The sequence below is a fragment of the Pseudomonas sp. Q11 genome (assembly GCF_024494355.1).
GTDB lineage: Bacteria > Pseudomonadota > Gammaproteobacteria > Pseudomonadales > Pseudomonadaceae > Aquipseudomonas > Aquipseudomonas hefeiensis.
In genome coordinates, this window is record NZ_JAKNQY010000046.1 from 1 (window position 1) to 17,596 (window position 17,596).

Here is a 17,596-nt window from a genome sequence, read left to right on the forward strand (position 1 = left end):
TTGCTGTCCCTGGAAACGATGGCTAAATAAATCATCCAAGACAGTTGCTCCCACATTGGATCTGCGGGGGATCACTATTTTGCAAACGACACAGAAACCTGTGGGAGCGAGCCTGCTCGCGATGGCGTCCGACCTGACATTCCAAATTCCCATCTGCCTTGATCCCTCTCCCGCTCAGGCCTACTCTAGAGCCGCCGCGTCAATGCCCCACGCCTCGCTGCACCGCCATTCCAGACAAGGAGGTTCCATGTTCGATGTCCACCCCCAGCTCAAGCAGCGTTTCGCTGCCTTGCGCACGGGCGCTGAGTTCTTTTCCCTGCGCTACGTGCGCGAGTCCGGCCAGCATCTGTCGGTGCGCAAGAACATTGCCGAGCCGCCCCGCCTGGGCCGTGACGAAGGGGCGATGCTCACCGTGCGGGTCGACGGTGTCGAGGCCTATGCGGCCACTAACGACCTGTCCCAGGCCGGCCTGCAAGCGGCGCTGGAGCGAGCCGAGCAACAAGCCCGCCGGCTCAAGCCACACGCCCTGCTCGACTTGCGCGAACAGGCGGTATCCAGCGACCGCGCCGACTACTTCTCGCCTCACTTCGACCAGGCGTTCCCGTCCCTCAACGATTGCTATCAATTGCTGGGCGATGAATCCGCCGCAGTGCCCAAGGATGAGCGCCTGGTGAACTGGCAGGTCAGCATCGGCCTGACCCAGGTCGAGCAGATCTACCTCAACAGCGCCGGCGCGGAGCTGCGCCAGGCCCAACGCTTTGTTTATCCGGCCCTGGACGTCACGGCCTTCGACGGCAACGACAGCCAGACCCGCACCCTGGGCCGTGAGAACTTCGGCCAGCAAGGGGGCTTCGATGTCATCCGCCGCTGCGGCCTGATCGGTGCCGCCCCGAAGATCGCTGACCAGGCCCTGCAATTGCTGCTGGCGCCGAACACCCCGCAAGGCCCCCGCGACCTGCTGTTGATGCCCGACCAGATGATGCTGCAGATCCACGAATCCATTGGTCACCCGCTGGAACTGGACCGTATCCTGGGGGACGAGCGTAATTACGCTGGCACCAGTTTCGTCACCACCCACGACTTCGGGCATCTGCAATACGGCTCCGAGCTATTGAACGTGACCTTCGACCCGAACATTCCCGAAGAGCTGGCCAGCTACAGCCATGACGACGACGGCACCGCCGCCAGCAAAGAATTTCTGATTCGTGAAGGGCTGTTGCTGCGCCCGCTGGGTGGTGCGCTGTCGCAATTTCGCGCAGGCCTGAGCGGGGTCGCCAACAGCCGCGCCTGTGGCTGGAATCGCCCGCCCATCGACCGCATGGCGAACCTGAACATCGAGCCCGGCGACCAATCGTTGGAGCAACTGATCCAGGGCATCGAACACGGCGTGCTGATGCGTACCAACCGCTCCTGGTCCATCGACGATGCCCGCAACAAATTCCAGTTCGGTTGCGAGTGGGGCCAATTGATCGAAAACGGCGAGCTCAAGGGCGTGGTGAAAAACCCCAACTACCGGGGCATTTCCGCGCAATTCTGGAAAAGCCTGCGGGCGGTGGGCGACGCCAGTACCGCCCAGGTCCTGGGCACGCCAAACTGTGGCAAGGGCGAACCGAACCAGGTCATCCGCGTCGGCCATGCCTCGCCAGCGTGCGTGTTCAGCAATATTGATGTGTTTGGGGGAGATGCCTGATGAGCACCGGCAATATGAGCACCGGCAACAATCAGGCCGAGGCCTTCAAGGCGTTGGTCGACTGGCTGCGCAATGCATTGCGCGAAGCCGAGCAGTTCACCCTCGGCTACGCCGCTGAATCCTCTGCTTTTGTACGTTTCAACCATGGCAAGGTCCGCCAGGCCGGGCAGGTACAGCAGGCCAGCGTCGGCTTCAAACTGATCAACGACGGGCGCCATGCCGACTTGCAGATCACCTTGTCCGGCGACGTCGAAACTGACCTGCAACGCCTGGCCGAAGGCCTGCAACAACTGCGCGAAACCCTGCCGCTGCTGCCAGCCGATCCGTACCTGCTGCTCAACCACAACCACTGGCAGAGCCACAACGTGCAGGACCATCCATTACCGGACACCGATCATGCCGTGGCCGAAATCACCCGCGCCGCCGACGGTCTGGACCTGGTCGGCTTCTATGCCGCCGGCCCCATCAGCCGGGGGTTCGCCAGTTCCTCGGGCGCATTCGGCTGGCATCAGGCCAACAGCTTCAACTTCGATTTCAGCCTGTTCCATGAAAACGGCCAGGCGGTAAAAGCCAGCTACGCCGGGCACGAGTGGAGCCGCGAAGGCTTTGTCAGACGCTTTGAACAGGCCCGCGAGCAGTTGGCGTTTTTGGGTCGCCCCTTGCGCACACTGCCGCCTGGTGAATACCGCGCCTACCTGGCACCGGCCGCGCTGGAAGAGATCATGGGCATGCTCAGTTGGGGCGGATTCTCGGCCCGGGCGATTGCCAGCAAGCAAAGTCCGTTGCAGAAGTTCTACGCGAACGAAGCACGCTTGAGTCCCGACGTGTGGCTGAGTGAGCAGGTCAGCGGCTCTTTGAGCCCGGCGTTTTCCGACGAAGGTTATCCGCGCGATGACTTGGGGCTGATCGTCAAAGGCATGGCCAGCGCACAGTTGATCAATTCTCGCAGCGCCGCCGAACACGGTCTGAACGCCAACGGCGCCAGCAGCTACGAATACCCCACGGCGCTGGTGATGAACAAAGGCCAGCTGGAGCCGCAAGACATCCTCGAACACCTCGGCACCGGGCTGTACATCAGCAATCTCTGGTACTTGAACTACTCGGACCAACCGGCCGCGCGCCTGACCGGCATGACCCGCTTCGCCACGTTCTGGGTCGAAAATGGCCAGATCGTCGCGCCGGTCAGCACCATGCGCTTCGACGACAGTGTCTACAGCCTGCTCGGCTCGCAACTCCAAGGCCTGAGCCGGGAGCGGGAACTTCTGCTGTCGACCAGCACCTACAGTCAGCGGGCCACGGCCTCGATGCTGTTGCCGGGGGCATTGGTGAAGCGGCTGACCTTGACACTGTAGAAAAGCATCGCGGGCAAGCCTGGCTCCCACAGGATGTGCGACCGTACATGTGGGAGCAAGGCTTGCCCGCGATGAAGCCAACAGACACCCGAACACAAACAAGAGGCCCCATGCCCAACCGCGCCCCGCTCGACGCTGTCACCGCCCGCTGGCTTCCGTGGGTCGTGGCGATTGCCTTCTTCATGCAGTCCCTGGACGGGACCATCCTCAACACCGCCCTGCCCGCCATGGCCAGCGACCTGGCGGAAAACCCGCTGCGCATGCAGGGCGTGATTATTGCCTACATGCTCACCGTGGCGCTGTTGATCCCGGCCTCGGGCTGGATCGCCGACCGCTTCGGCACCAAGAAGATTTTTTTCGGCGCGATCCTGTTGTTCAGCTTTGGCTCGTTGCTCTGCGCCTTGTCCAATTCGTTGTCCATGCTGATCGGTGCCCGGGTGATCCAGGGCCTGGGCGGCGCGCTGATGCTGCCGGTGGGCAGGTTGGTGGTGCTGCGGGCCTACCCGCGCTCGGAACTGGTGCGGATCATGGGTTTCATCACCATTCCCGGCCTGCTCGGCCCACTGCTCGGCCCGACCATGGGTGGCTGGATGGTGGAGTACCTGACCTGGCACTGGATCTTCATCATCAACCTGCCGGTGGGCGTGCTCGGTTGCTACGCGGTGTGGAAATTCATCCCGGACCTGCGCGGCAGCGAGCGTACCCGGTTCGATGGCCTGGGCTTTTTGCTGTTTGGCGCGGCGATGGTACTGATCACCATCGCCATGGAGGGCCTGGGCGAACTGCACCTGCCACACCTGCGCGTGATGTTGCTGCTGTTCGGCGGCATGGCCTGCCTGGCCGCTTATTGGCTACGGGCCGGGCACATCGAAAACCCGCTGTTCGCACCCTCGCTGTTCAAGACCCGGACCTTCGCCGTGGGCATTCTTGGCAATCTGTTCGCGCGCCTGGGCAGCGGCGCCCTGCCTTTCCTCGTGCCGTTGCTGCTGCAAGTGGCCCTGGGCTATTCACCGTCCCAGGCCGGGATGAGCATGTTGCCCCTGGCCGCCGCCGCGATGGTTGCCAAATCGGTGGCCCGGCCGTTGATCGAGCGCTTCGGCTACCGCAGCGTATTGACCGGCAACACCCTGGCCCTGGGCCTGATGCTGGCGAGCATGGGGCTGGTCAGCGAACAGACGCCGTACTGGTTGCTGCTGGCACAACTGGCGGTGCTGGGGGCGATCAACTCGTTGCAGTTCACCGCGATGAACACCGTGACTCTGATCGACCTGGACGACGCCAGCGCCAGCAGCGGCAACAGCCTGCTGTCGGTGGTGGCGCAACTGTCCCTGAGCCTGGGCGTAGCCTGCGCCGGCGCCCTGCTCGGCGGCTTTACCGCCCAGGTCGGCAACGACGGGGTGGACACCGTGCTCGGCGCGTTCCAGTTGACGTTCCTGACGGTGGGCATCATGGCGATGCTGGCGGCGACGATTTTTTCGCAGCTGTCGAAAGAGGATGGGCGGCGGGCCAAACGGCCGGATGAGCATATTGAGCACTGACTGGGGGAGTTTGCTCCCGCTGGGGCGTAGGAGCTGTGTAGGAGCTGTGTAGGAGCTGTCGAGTGCAACGAGGCTGCGATCTTTCCACTGACAATTGAGTCTAGAGCGAAAGATCAAGATCAAGATCAAGATCAAGATCAAGATCAAGATCAAGAGATCGCAGGCTTCGCCAGCTCCTACAGAGCCGAGCGGGAGCAGCTCCTCCGCCACAACAGCTCGTCCAGAACTTTCGAGAAAAGTGGCACGAGGCTGCTACACTGCGCGACATTTTGTTTTGCAGGCCAGTCCCGTGACCACCATTGCCACCGCTTTTAATACTCTGCCGCTGTCCGCCGCCATGCTGGCTAACCTCGAATCCCTCGGTTACGCCCAGATGACGCCGATCCAGGCGCAGAGCTTGCCGGTGATCCTCAAGGGTATGGATTTGATCGCCCAGGCCAAGACCGGCAGCGGCAAAACCGCAGCGTTCGGCATCGGCCTGCTGAACCCGATCAACCCACGCTTCTTCGGCTGCCAGGCACTGGTGATCTGCCCGACTCGTGAGCTGGCCGATCAGGTCGCCAAGGAAATTCGTCGCCTGGCCCGCGCCGAAGACAACATCAAGGTCCTGACCCTGTGTGGCGGCGTATCGTTCGGCCCACAGATCGCGTCCCTCGAGCACGGCGCCCACATCATCGTCGGCACGCCCGGTCGCATCCAGCAGCACCTGCGCAAGGGCTCGCTGGTGCTGGATGGCCTCAACACGCTGATCCTTGATGAAGCCGATCGCATGCTCGACATGGGCTTCTACGACGCCATCGAAGACATCATCCAGCAGACCCCGGAACGCCGTCAGACGTTGCTGTTCTCCGCCACCTACCCGGTCGGCATCAAGCAACTGTCGTCCAAATTCATGCGCAACCCGCAGCAGGTCAAGGCCGAAGCGTTTCACTCCGACGCGCAGATCGAGCAGCGTTTCTACGAAATCTCCCCCGAGGAGCGCATGGACGCTGTGATCAAGGTGCTGGCGCATTTCCGTCCGGCTTCCTGCGTGGCGTTCTGCTTCACCAAACAGCAGGTCCAGGAAACCGTCGACCACCTGACATCCAAAGGTATCTCGGCGGTCGGCCTGCATGGCGACCTGGAACAGCGCGACCGCGATCAGGTGCTGGCGATGTTCGCCAACCGCAGCACCTCGGTGCTGGTGGCCACTGATGTAGCGGCGCGCGGACTGGACATTGATGCGCTGGACATGGTGATCAACGTCGAACTGGCCCGTGACTCGGAAATTCACATTCACCGCGTCGGCCGCACCGGGCGCGCGGGTGAAAAAGGCATCGCCATCAGCCTGGTGGCGCCGTCCGAAGCCCACCGCGCCCAGGCGATCGAGCAACTGCAGAAGTCGCCGCTGAGCTGGGACCAACTGGACAACCTCAAGCCCCAGGGTGGCGGCCCGCTGCTGCCGGCCATGAGCACCCTGTGCATTGGTGCCGGGCGCAAAGACAAAGTCCGCCCCGGCGACATCCTCGGCGCCCTCACCGGCGACGCTGGCATCCCTGGCGCCCAGGTCGGCAAGATCGCGATTTTCGACTTCCAGGCCTACGTCGCCGTGGAACGCGCAATCGCCAAGCAGGCGCTGCAACGCCTGAACGATGGCAAGATCAAGGGCCGCTCGTTGCGGGTGCGGATCCTGTAAAACGATCTTCAATCCAAAGAAGATCCCTTGTGGGAGCGAGCCGTGTGGGAGCAAGGCTTGCCCGCGATGAAAACGCCGCGGTCTCTTGAGGACCGCAGCGCCTGGATCGCGAGCAAGCTTTGCTCCCACACAGCCCGCTCCCACAGTGGTTTCGGTGAAATTAGAATTTGTCAGAGGACACCGTTTTGCGCTCTACCGAAGTCATGATCATTGGCGCTGGCGCCGCGGGGTTGATGTGCGCGCTGACCGCTGCGGGGCGCGGGCGGCAGGTGATGTTGCTGGACCACGCCAACAAGGCCGGCAAGAAAATCCTCATGTCCGGCGGTGGGCGCTGCAATTTCACCAATATGTACAGCGAACCGGGCAACTTTCTCTCGCAGAACCCGCACTTCTGCAAGTCGGCCCTGGCCCGCTACACCCAGTGGGACTTCATCGCCCTGGTGGCCAAGCACGGCGTGCCCTATCACGAGAAGAAACTCGGCCAGTTGTTCTGTGATAACAAGTCCAGTGACATCCTCGGCCTGCTGCTGGACGAATGCGACCAGGCTGGCGTCAACCTGCACCTGGACACCTCGATCGAGCACATCGAAAAAACCGAGAGCGGCTACCTGCTGCAAACCACCCTCGGGGCAATCACCTGCCAATCCCTGGTGATTGCAACGGGCGGGCTGTCAATCCCGACCCTGGGCGCGACCGGGTTCGGTTACCAGGTGGCCAAACAGTTCGGCCATCAACTGCTGCCGACTCGCGCCGGGCTGGTGCCGTTCACCATCACCGACCAGCTCAAGGCGCTGTGTACCGAGCTTTCGGGCACTTCAGTGGATTGCCTGGTGAGCTGCAACAACGAGAGTTTTCGCGAGAACATCCTGTTTACCCACCGCGGCCTCAGCGGCCCGGCGATCCTGCAGATTTCCTCGTTCTGGGAACCGGGCGACACGGTGCAGATCAATCTGCTGCCGGATCATGACGTGCCAAGCTGGCTGCAACAGCAACAAGCCGAACGCCCCAACAGCGAACTGAAAACCCTGCTGGGCGAACTGTTCACCAAAAAAATGGCCACCCTGCTGGCCGACACCTGGTTTGTCTCCAAACCCATGAAGCAATACACCCACGCCGAACTGGCCGACATTGCCGAGAAACTGTCGAGCTGGAATGTCGTCCCGGCCGGTACCGAAGGCTACCGCACCGCCGAAGTGACCCTGGGCGGTATTGATACGCGGGAAGTTTCCTCCAAGACCATGGAATCGTTGAAAAGCCCCGGGTTGTATTTCATTGGCGAAGTACTGGACGTCACCGGACACCTGGGCGGTTTCAACTTCCAATGGGCCTGGGCGTCGGGATATGCGGCGGCGCAGTACGTCTAACCCGACACGAATGTGGGCAATAACCCTGTGGGAGAGGGCTGTGTGGGAGCAAGGCTTGCCCGCGATGAAAACGCCACGGTCTCTTGAGGACCGCAGCGCCTGGATCGCGAGCAAGCTTTGCTCCCACACAGCCCGCACACAGTGGGTTGGTGGCGGACATCGGAACACTTTTTGCTGCCAGATGTGATCGCCGCCATTGCGTCGGCGTCATTACTGCCTCAATTTAGCGTCATTGCCCGTCAGGCCCGTGCACTTCATGTCATCGACCTCGTTTAGTCAGTCTCTGCGTCGCCTTTGGGCGTTGGATAAATTCAGTTATAGCGTGCGGGTGTTCATCGCCCTGACCGGCAGCATGGCGCTGTGCTGGTATCTGGATCAGATGGCACTGCTGATCCCGTTGTTCCTGGGCATCATCGCCAGCGCCCTGGCGGAGACCGATGACAGCTGGCAGGGCCGCCTCAACGCGCTGGCCGTGACCCTGGTGTGTTTCACCGTCGCGGCGCTGTCGGTGGAATTGCTGTTCCCTTATCCCGTGCTGTTCATCGTTGCCCTGGCGCTGGCGAGCTTCGGCCTGACCATGCTCGGTGCGTTGGGCGAGCGCTATGGCGCGATTGCCTCGGCCACGTTGATTCTCTCGGTCTACACCATGATCGGCGTGGACCAGCGCGGTGGCGCGGTCACCGATTTCTGGCACGAACCGTTGTTGCTGGTGGCCGGTGCGGCTTGGTACGGCCTGCTCTCGGTACTGTGGCAGGCGCTGTTTTCCAACCAGCCGGTGCAGCAAAGCCTGGCAAGGCTGTTCCGCGAGCTGGGACGCTACCTGAAGCTCAAGTCATCGCTCTTCGAGCCGATCCGCCAGCTGGATGTCGAAGCCCGACGCCTGGAACTGGCCCAACAGAACGGTCGTGTGGTCGCCGCCCTTAACGCGGCGAAGGAAATCATCCTGCACCGCGTAGGCAACGGGCGACCGGGCTCGAAAGTCAGCCGTTACCTGAAGCTGTACTTCCTCGCCCAGGATATCCACGAGCGCGCCAGCTCCTCCCACTATCCCTATAACGCATTGGCCGAGGCGTTCTTCCACAGCGACGTGCTGTTCCGCTGCCAACGCTTGCTGCGCCAGCAAGGCAAGGCCTGCCAGGCGTTGGCCGAGTCGATCCAGTTGCGCCAGCCATTTGTCTATGACGCCAGCTTCGCCGAGGCCTTGAATGACCTGCACGCCTCCCTCGAACATCTGCGGATCCAGAGCAATCCAGCTTGGCGCGGATTGCTGCGTTCGCTGCGGGCATTGTCGGCGAACCTGGGCACCATGGACCGCCTGCTCAGTGACGCGAGCAACCCCGACGCCCTGGCCGACGCCACCGATAGCAGCCTGCTGGATCGCTCACCGCACAACCTGAAGGACGTATGGGTCCGCTTGCGCACGCAGCTCACGCCTACCTCCCTGCTGTTCCGTCATGCCCTGCGCCTGCCCCTGGCGCTGAGTGTGGGTTACGCCATGGTGCATCTGATCCACCCGTCCCAGGGTTACTGGATCATCCTCACCACGCTATTCGTGTGCCAACCCAATTACGGCGCCACCCGACGCAAGCTCGGTCAGCGGATCATCGGCACTGCCATCGGCCTGACGGTGGCCTGGGCGTTGTTCGATCTGTTTCCCAACCCGCTGGTGCAATCGTGTTTCGCCATCGCCGCCGGCGTCGTGTTCTTCACCAACCGCACGACCCGCTACACCCTGGCGACCGCCGCGATCACAATCATGATCCTGTTCTGCTTCAACCAGGTGGGCGACGGCTACGGACTGCTGCTGCCACGACTGTTCGATACCCTGCTTGGCAGCCTGATCGCGGGCCTTGCGGTATTCCTGTTCCTGCCAGACTGGCAAGGCCGCCGGCTGAACAAGGTGCTGGCCAACACGCTGACCTGCAACAGCACCTACCTGCGCCAGATCATGCAGCAATACGCCGCCGGCAAAAGCGATGACCTGGCCTATCGCTTGGCCCGGCGTAACGCCCACAACGCCGATGCAGCGCTATCCACCACCTTGGCAAACATGTTGATGGAACCGGGACATTTCCGTAAGGAGGCCGACGTCGGGTTCCGTTTCCTGGTGCTGTCCCACACCCTGCTCAGTTACTTGTCAGGCCTGGGAGCCCATCGGGACACCCGGTTGCCCATCGATGTGCGCGCACACCTGATCGACAGTGCGGGGGTGAAACTGGCAGCAAGCATCGACGAAATCGCCCGGGGCCTGGCGAGCAAACAACCGATAGCGGTCCAAAGCGACGAGGAAGAAGCCTTGGCCAATGAGCTTGAGCAGATGCCCGATGAAATCGACGAGGGCCAGCGGCTGGTGCAGACGCAACTGGGGTTGATCTGCCGTCAGTTGGGCCCGCTACGCACGTTGGCGGCGCATCTGGTCAAGGACACCAGCGAGGCTTGAGGAGTGTGCTGCTCGCACCACAGCCATCGCGAGCAGGCTCGCTCCCACAGTTTGATCTATAGCGGACACTTAAATTTTGTACACCGAGATCCACTGTGGGAGCGAGCCTGCTCGCGATAGCGCCAGTCCAGGCACCGCAAGATCACATCCCGTGCGCCTTCAATAACCGCGCATAACTGCCATCGGCCTTCATCGCCGCAATCTCCCGATCGAATCCCGCCACAATCTGCTCGTGATCCGGGTTCTTCAGGCTGACCAGGATGTGCAGGCTGTTTTCGCTCAATGGTTTGGGCAAGAACTCCACGGCGTTGCGCACCTTGGCGGACTCGCGAGAGAGGTAATAACGCGCAACGAACTCATCTTCCAGGGTCAGCTTCACCCGGTCGGCGGCGAGCATGCGCACGGCCATCGCGAAGCTATGCACAGGGACTTTCTGCATGTGCTGATCTTCATCGAACGCCTTGGCGTAGGCGTATCCGCGTACCACGGCGATGGGATAGGTATGCAACTGCTGCAGGTTCTCGAACTGGATCGGTGTGTCCTTGCGCTTGATGAAGCGCACACGATTGAGCAGGTACTCGGCCGAGAAACGACCTATATGGGTGCGCTCTTCGCTGTACCAGGCATTGATCAGCACGTCATAACGGCCCTCACCGATACCCAGCATCGCCCGGGCCCAGGGCACCTGCTCAAAATCACTGGCATAACCGGCACGCGCCAAGGCAGTGCTGACGATATCGGTCGCCAGGCCCCCATTGACCAAGGTAGTGTCGGTAAAAGGCGGCCAGCCATCGGCCACCAGACGCAACTTTTGCGCGCAGGCGTTGTGGCTCAGCAACAGCAACCCGACCAAAGCAAGAGCTCGATGCAATCGCGGCATGCCAAACATCCTTGACGGGTTCAAAGCCCGGTTTGTTTTTAGCCGAAACCCAAGGGATGTCGTCAGACATCCGGTCCTAACATTAGCTCATTGGAACCGCTGCGCAGCGCTGGATCGAAGATTACACAAAGAAGACCTCGCCGCGACAATTCAATGATGGCATTTTGGCCTTTGTCACAGATTTTTCAGTCGTTCAAGAAAGAGACTTCCGCAACCAGCCCGCTTAATATCAGCATCAGGTTCTTCAGGAAATTCAAACAATGGATATCGATTGGGTCTGCAAACACCACAGTGACCTGAGCAAGGAACAGCTGTACGCCATCCTCAAACTGCGCGCCGAAGTATTCGTCGTGGAGCAGAATTGCCCCTATCTGGACGTCGATGGACTGGACCTTGAGGGCGATACCTGCCATCTGATGGCCTGGCAGGACAACCGCATGGTGGCTTACCTTCGTCTGCTCGATCCGCACTCGCAAAACAGTGACGTGGTGATCGGGCGCGTGGTCATCGCCCCAGAGGCACGGGGTCAGGGGCTGGGCCACAAGCTGATGGAACAGGGCCTCAAGCAGGCCGAGCGGCACTGGCCCGGCACATCGATCTCATTGTCGGCCCAGGCGCATTTGCAGGGGTATTACTCGCGGTATGGGTTTGGCGTGGTGGGGGTTGAGTATATGGAGGACGGGATTCCACACATTGGCATGCATCGGCCTTGAGGCCCTCTTCGCGAGCAGGCTCGCTCCCACATTGATCTGCACCACTGAGATCCACTGTGGGAGCGAGCCTGCTCGCGATAACGCCTACCCAGACACCGCCAATGTTCAGGGATACTCCAACACCGCTTTAATGCGCTGCAAATTCCCCTCGATCCACCGCCGATCAATCGCCCCCCAATCACGGATCCGATAATGCCCGGAATGGTTACGCGCGCCCTCCTGTTGCTCGAACTCACACACGATATCCAGGTCCGCCAGCGCTGCAACGGTGTCCTGGGCGGTGCGTCGCGGCATGCCGGTGACTTCGGTGAGCGCGGGAATATTGCTCGCCACGCCACTATCAATCAGGTAGGCCACATACAAGCGACGATAGAAGCTGCTTTTGGTCTTGCTGACGTCCATTCGGTCATTCCTTGGGTGGTTGCAGATCACGCCAGGTCAGGTAAACCCGCAGGTCGAACTCCAACTGGTGGTACCCCGGCAGCATGTGCTCGCAGAGTTGGTAGAACGCTTTGTTGTGGTCCGACTCCTTGAAGTGAGCCAGTTCGTGCACCACGATCATTTTCAAAAATTCAGGCGCCGCGTCCTTGAACAGTGCAGCGATACGAATTTCTTTCTTGGCCCTGAGCTTGCCGCCCTGTACCCGTGAAATGGCAGTGTGCAGGCCGAGTGCGCGATGGGTAAGGTCCAGGCGATTGTCGAACAGCACCTTGTCGATAGCGGGCGCGTTACGCAGGTATTGCTGCTTGAGATCCAGCGCATACCCATACAGGGCTTTGTCGCTCTGGACCGAATGCCGGTCGGGATAGCGCTGCTGCAAGTAGTCGCCCAGCCGATCCTGGGCAATCAATTGCTGCACTTGGGCTTGCAGGGCGGCGGGGTAAGCCTGGAGGTATTTGAGCGCGATCATCGACGGCAACACAGTCACAAAAGGCGCCAGTGTAGCGAATTCAGACCTGCATCGCGCTCCAGTCGAATGGCCTGGCAAAGGCATCGGTGTCTTCGGCCATCAAGGGCCGCGCTACGAGGAACCCCTGCACATATTCGCAGCCATGGGCCTTGAGCCACTGGTATTGCTCCGGTGTCTCCACCCCCTCGGCGATCACCCGCAAATCCAATTGTCTGCACAAATTGATGACCGAGGCGGCCAGTGCCGCATCCCGGGGCGAATCCGGCAGGCGGGCGATGAGGTGCCGGTCAAGCTTGAGGGTATCGAGCTCCAGGTCCCGCAGATGCGCCAGCGAGCACGGCCCGGAACCGAAATCATCCAGCGCCACTCGCACGCCCAGGTTATGCAGCAGCCGCAGTTGCTTATGGGTTTCGTCGGGGTTGCGCATCAACGCATCTTCGGTCACCTCGACCTCCAACTGCCGGGGTTTGAGGGCATGTCGCTCCAGGACCTGACGCAATTCGGTCACCAGGTTAGGCAAACCGAACTGGGTGCTGCTCAGGCTCACCCCCAGCACCAGATCATCAGCGAACAACCGCTCCCAGACTTTACGCTGGGCCGCGCTGCGATGATAAATCCAGCTCCCCAGCCGGCTGATCAATCGGGCCTCTTCCAGCAATGGCAGGAACAGGCCCGGCGGCACATCACCTACGCTGGGATGCTGCCAGCGCAACAGCGCCTCGAACCCGCGAATCCGTCCGTCGCCGACCCCCACCTGTGGTTGGTAGACCATATTGAAATCGCGGTTTTCGATGGCCGAGCGCACACTTTCTTCGAGCATCAGCCGTGAACGGGCTCGACCGTTCATTTCGTGATCGTAAAAACGGTACTGCTGACGGCCAGCGCGCTTGGCTTCGTACATGGCGATGTCGGACGCGCGCAGCAGTCCGTCGAGATTGGCGCCACAGTCCGGGTACGTCGCGATACCGATGCTGGCCCCCAGCGCGACATCCATGCCTTCAATCTGCTGGCAGATCGAGACCCGCTCGATGAGTTTCTCGGCAATCTTGGCCGCTTGCTCCGGAACTTCCAGATCCAGCAGGGCCGTGAACTCATCGCCGCCAAGACGGGCCAGAATGTCGAACGGGCGCAGGCACGCCTTCAGTTGTTCCGATACCCAGCGCAACACCCGATCACCGGCGTCATGGCCCAACGAGTCATTGACCCGCTTGAAGCCATCAAGATCCAGGTACAACAGCACCCAGTTGCTTTCCAGCCGCTCGCTGCGCATCAGCAGGTTTTCGGCGGTCTGATAAAACCCCCTGCGGTTGAGCAAACCGGTCAGCGGGTCTGTGACGGCCTGGTACTCGAGCTGTTGGTGCAAGTGACGCACCACCGACATGTCCTGAAGCGTAACCACCATGGCCTTTTGCTCCGCAGGCAGCGGCGCACAGGACAAGGCCACCGACACTTGCTGGCCGGGCGCGGTGCGCAGGACCGCATCGTGCAGGCGCCAGGTTTGCCCACGGCAGTAGGCGACATGGATATCGGAGTCGATCCACTCGGGGATGTGGGGTTTCTGCAGGAAGTCCAGGAGCGGCATTCCCTGCAATTGCTCGGCGGTGGCGTTAAGCAGCCGGCAGGTAGACGGGTTGGCAAAGCGGATACAACCGCTTTCATCCACCACGAGAATACCTTCGGCGGCGTTATCCAGCACCGAGGCGTTAAAGGCCCTGGCCGCTTCCAGATCCTGGCTCAGACGCTGCAAGGCCCGGCGATTGCGCTGATGTTCGAGCAACGCATGAACCTTGGGCTTGAGGATCTGCGGGTCGAACGGTTTGAACAGGTAATCCACGGCGCCGCTGGCGTAGCCTTTGATCACCGCATCCTGGGATTGCTCGTTGGCGGTCAGGAAAATGATCGGCGTAAGCCGTGTGCGCTGGCTGCCGCGCATCAGACGCGCCACTTCAAAACCGTCCATGTCGGGCATCTGCACATCCAGCAGAACGAGGTCAATGTCATGTTCGAGTAGAAGGTTAAGGGCCTCGACACCCGAAGACGCGGTCATGACCTTCCAATCCTGGCGCTGCAACAACGCTCGCATGCTGAGCAGGTTTTCAGGGTAATCATCAACAATCAAAAGGACGGAGCTGTCTTCGCCAAGCGTTGGTTGCGCGCATTCCATGCTGCTTCTCTTATCGGGCGCCACGTCCGTTTTACGTAGCAAAGCGGACAAATACTGTGACCTCACTCTAGACCGTGAATATGAAAAGCAGTAGGTGTCATCGCGCCATCACGCAGACAAAGCCCAAAATAGCCGACTAACGGTCACCCACCTCAGGCATAAAACCTGCAACGACACCCTCGACGGACAATTGACGTCAATCATCCGCCGGACGGTCACCCCCAAGGATCCATCCTGCGTGAACACCCCGCCCAGAAAGCGCGGAGCAGAGCCTCGCGCTGAGGCGTTCAGCATTTTTACCTTCGTTACGCAGGATCCGACCATGATCGATCTCACCACCTGGAACTTGAGCATCCCTGAAGGCAGCCCACCGGCGACCATCGAAACCCCAAGACTTGCGCAAGGGTTCAAAGACCAGTATTTCAACGCCGAAACCGGCACCCTGTTCTTTTGGGCCCCGGTGACCGGCGCCAAGACCGCCAACGCCATTTACCCGCGCAGCGAGCTGCGGGAAACCTACAGCGACGGCACCCTGCGCAACTGGCTCTACTCAGCGGCAGACAACAAGCTGCGCGCCACCCTTTCCGTCAGCCAGGTACCGAGCACCGGCAAGATCGTGATCGGCCAGATCCACGCCAAAAACAGCACCAGACCCATGGTGAAACTGGAATACCAGTACAAGGCCTATAGCTCCACCGGCAACATCGTCGCTAAAGTCCGGCTGCGCCCCGACGATGAATCGGGCCAGGTCATCACCATCGCCACAGGCGTGAAGCTTGATCGCAGGTTTACCTACCAGATCCACCTCAGCCCGAAGGGCGCGCTGGGTATCAGCGCGGCGGGTTACAACTGGAGAACCACGGTAAGCCCGGATTGGAAAGACAAGCCGCTGTACTTCAAAGCCGGCGTCTACGTGCAGGACAACACCGGCTACACCACGGAAGGCGGGAAAGTGACGTTCAGCATGCTGGAAATCCATCACAACGTTCTATAAGCGGCTTTTCCTGCGCGACAGCAGCATGGATGCTGCTCTTTTCCAGCTCGACCATGACGCCGGAAATCACCGATGCCATAGCGCCATCGTTCAATAAAATATCGAACAAGCCGACTAACGGTCACCGTGTTCGGGCACAAAAGCGGCAAACACCACTCTGACGGACAGTTGACGCCAACCCTCCGCCGGACGGACCTGAAAAGTTCGATCGCCGTGTTATCAAGGCGCGTCAAAAAGCGCTGGCTAGAGCCTCCGGCTGGATCTTGCAACTTTTTCACTCCGTAGAAAGGATCCGCACATGGTCGATCTTGCAACCTGGAACTTGAGCATTCCTGAGGGAAGCCCACCCAAAACCATCGAAACCCCTCGGTTGATGGACGGTTTCAAGAACAAATATTTCAACTCTGAAGGCCAGGCCGTGTATTTCTGGGCACCGGTCACCGGCGCCAAGACGGAAAACGCCAAATACGCGCGCAGCGAGCTGCGGGAAACCTATAAAGACGGCACCCTGCGCAACTGGCTGTACCCCGACGCCGACAACTATCTGCAGGCGACCCTGGCGGTCAACCAAGTGCCCAGCAGCGGCAAGATCGTGATCGGCCAGATCCACGCCAAGGACAGCAACAAACCCATGCTGAAACTGGAATACCAATACAAGGACGCCAGCAGCACCGGCAACATCGTCGCCAAGGTGCGCATGCGCCCCGATGACGACGAAGGCCGGGTCATCACCGTCGCCACGGGGGTGAAGCTTGATCGGTCCTTTTCTTACCGAATCCATCTAGACCGTACCGGCGACCTGGGCATCACCGCGGCGGGTCGTAGCTGGTACACCAGCATGAGTGCCAAATGGAAGGTCAAGCCGCTGTATTTCAAGGCTGGCGTGTATGTGCAGGACAATACCGGCTACACCAGCGAAGGCGGGAAAGTGACGTTCAGCAAGTTGGATATCGATCACAACACCTGAGATTTTCAGCTCCGAAAATCTCGTAGGAATTCACCCTTTGTGGCGAGGGGATTTATCCCCGCTGGGCTGCGCAGCAGCCCCCCCCCCTCTTTCGTCAGACCAGCCGCATGCGCCGGTTTTGCGGCGGTTGCGCGCCCGAGCGGGAGCAAGCTCCCTCGCCACGGGCGGACGGTGCGTCCTACAGGTCGATTTTGGCCTCGAAAATCTCCTCTATAGTTCGGGTTCGTCTGCTGGCTTTGGTCAGTGGGTAAGGGTTTCGCAGCCCACTGACAGAACAGAGACTTTGCACCGTCAAATGAAAATTCAGGCAAACTCGCCTGCGTTCATTTTATGGCGGTTGCGCGCGGGAGATCTTCGGGTCTGCCGGGTTTGGTCTCTATCTCGGTCTGCGAACCCGCGCGCAACTGCCACCCATTTGTTTCGCAGCAAGAAGGTGGCAATCAATTTTTATTAATAGAGCCCAAACCTTATGACGACGACTCAATCACTTAGCCGCTTCACCCCTCTCACTCCGATCGCCACCACCCAACCCATCCTGTTCATCGACAGCACCGCCCCACTGACCGAGCTCCACGCCTGTGCCAGCGAACGCCTGCATGCCACGCTCGATTACCTGACGCTCATGGCCTGCGCCACTTTGCGTGACTCAGCCGCCAATGACTTCAACACCCTTACTAATGTTGCTCGGATCCTGGTCCAGGATGTCACCGACGTGTTTGGTGTCATTGAACAGCGCGGGCTTGAAGGGGAATAAATTACTGCGGGCATATCCATTCCTGCGGTAACGGCCGCTTATGGTTCCGCTCTTACAGCGGCTCACTTTTGAGAAGCGCAAAAGTAAGCAAAACGCTTTTGCCCCACCACTCGGCACCTCGCCTAGGCTCGGTGTGCCCGAACGCAGGCATTGCT

14 protein-coding genes are annotated in these 17,596 nt (G+C 60.5%); 10 read left to right on the top strand and 4 right to left on the bottom strand.

Annotation, left to right across the window (positions count from 1 at the left end; genetic code table 11):
- The first annotated feature begins 247 nt into the window (after positions 1 to 247).
- The 6 genes from MA884_RS27250 (at position 248) to yccS (ending at position 10,059) form a co-directional block, all read left to right on the top strand.
- Positions 248 to 1,690 (top strand): TldD/PmbA family protein, encoded by a 1,443-nt coding sequence (locus MA884_RS27250; RefSeq protein WP_256233406.1) that lies wholly within the window; start codon positions 248 to 250, stop codon positions 1,688 to 1,690.
- A gap of 14 nt (positions 1,691 to 1,704) precedes the next feature.
- Positions 1,705 to 3,042 carry a TldD/PmbA family protein gene (locus MA884_RS27255; RefSeq protein ID WP_256233417.1) on the top strand — a complete coding sequence of 446 codons (1,338 nt, stop codon included), beginning with the start codon at positions 1,705 to 1,707 and terminating at the stop codon, positions 3,040 to 3,042.
- Positions 3,043 to 3,113: 71 nt separating this feature from the next.
- On the top strand, positions 3,114 to 4,580 hold the full coding sequence (gene mdtD, locus MA884_RS27260; RefSeq protein ID WP_256233407.1) for a multidrug transporter subunit MdtD: 1,467 nt from the start codon (positions 3,114 to 3,116) through the stop codon (positions 4,578 to 4,580).
- Between the two features lie 337 nt (positions 4,581 to 4,917).
- Entirely contained in the window at positions 4,918 to 6,255 is a 1,338-nt protein-coding gene (gene dbpA / locus MA884_RS27265) for an ATP-dependent RNA helicase DbpA (RefSeq protein WP_256233418.1), read from the top strand.
- A gap of 185 nt (positions 6,256 to 6,440) precedes the next feature.
- The gene (locus MA884_RS27270) at positions 6,441 to 7,619 is read left to right on the top strand and encodes an NAD(P)/FAD-dependent oxidoreductase (protein WP_256233408.1); all 1,179 of its coding nucleotides are present in this window, start codon (positions 6,441 to 6,443) and stop codon (positions 7,617 to 7,619) included.
- A gap of 256 nt (positions 7,620 to 7,875) precedes the next feature.
- The gene (gene yccS, locus MA884_RS27275) at positions 7,876 to 10,059 is read left to right on the top strand and encodes a YccS family putative transporter (RefSeq protein WP_256233409.1); all 2,184 of its coding nucleotides are present in this window, start codon (positions 7,876 to 7,878) and stop codon (positions 10,057 to 10,059) included.
- A 142-nt stretch (positions 10,060 to 10,201) separates the two neighbouring features.
- Here yccS and MA884_RS27280 read toward each other — a convergent pair whose 3' ends face one another.
- Entirely contained in the window at positions 10,202 to 10,939 is a 738-nt protein-coding gene (locus MA884_RS27280) for an ABC transporter substrate-binding protein (RefSeq protein WP_256233410.1), read from the bottom strand.
- A 260-nt stretch (positions 10,940 to 11,199) separates the two neighbouring features.
- Here MA884_RS27280 and MA884_RS27285 point away from each other — a divergent pair, with 260 nt between their 5' ends.
- A complete protein-coding gene (locus MA884_RS27285; protein ID WP_256233411.1) occupies positions 11,200 to 11,652 on the top strand; it encodes a GNAT family N-acetyltransferase in 453 nt (150 codons plus the stop codon).
- A 105-nt stretch (positions 11,653 to 11,757) separates the two neighbouring features.
- Here MA884_RS27285 and MA884_RS27290 read toward each other — a convergent pair whose 3' ends face one another.
- The 3 genes from MA884_RS27290 to MA884_RS27300 are packed head-to-tail and all read right to left on the bottom strand — an operon-like array spanning position 11,758 to position 14,726.
- Entirely contained in the window at positions 11,758 to 12,054 is a 297-nt protein-coding gene (locus tag MA884_RS27290) for a helix-turn-helix domain-containing protein (protein ID WP_256233412.1), read from the bottom strand.
- 4 nt (positions 12,055 to 12,058) lie between these two features.
- Complete coding sequence (locus MA884_RS27295; protein ID WP_256233419.1) at positions 12,059 to 12,562, bottom strand: M48 family metallopeptidase; 504 nt, start codon at positions 12,560 to 12,562, stop codon at positions 12,059 to 12,061.
- Positions 12,563 to 12,602: 40 nt separating this feature from the next.
- A complete protein-coding gene (locus MA884_RS27300) occupies positions 12,603 to 14,726 on the bottom strand; it encodes a bifunctional diguanylate cyclase/phosphodiesterase (protein ID WP_256233413.1) in 2,124 nt (707 codons plus the stop codon).
- Positions 14,727 to 15,048: 322 nt separating this feature from the next.
- Here MA884_RS27300 and MA884_RS27305 point away from each other — a divergent pair, with 322 nt between their 5' ends.
- The 3 genes from MA884_RS27305 to MA884_RS27315 all read left to right on the top strand — a co-directional run bounded on the left by MA884_RS27305 (position 15,049) and on the right by MA884_RS27315 (position 17,441).
- The gene (locus MA884_RS27305; protein ID WP_256233414.1) at positions 15,049 to 15,720 is read left to right on the top strand and encodes a polysaccharide lyase family 7 protein; all 672 of its coding nucleotides are present in this window, start codon (positions 15,049 to 15,051) and stop codon (positions 15,718 to 15,720) included.
- A 298-nt stretch (positions 15,721 to 16,018) separates the two neighbouring features.
- Positions 16,019 to 16,687, top strand: coding sequence for a polysaccharide lyase family 7 protein (locus MA884_RS27310; RefSeq protein ID WP_256233415.1), 669 nt, complete (start codon positions 16,019 to 16,021; stop codon positions 16,685 to 16,687).
- A gap of 469 nt (positions 16,688 to 17,156) precedes the next feature.
- Positions 17,157 to 17,441 carry a fructose-bisphosphate aldolase gene (locus MA884_RS27315; RefSeq protein ID WP_256233416.1) on the top strand — a complete coding sequence of 95 codons (285 nt, stop codon included), beginning with the start codon at positions 17,157 to 17,159 and terminating at the stop codon, positions 17,439 to 17,441.
- The last annotated feature ends 155 nt before the right edge of the window (positions 17,442 to 17,596 follow it).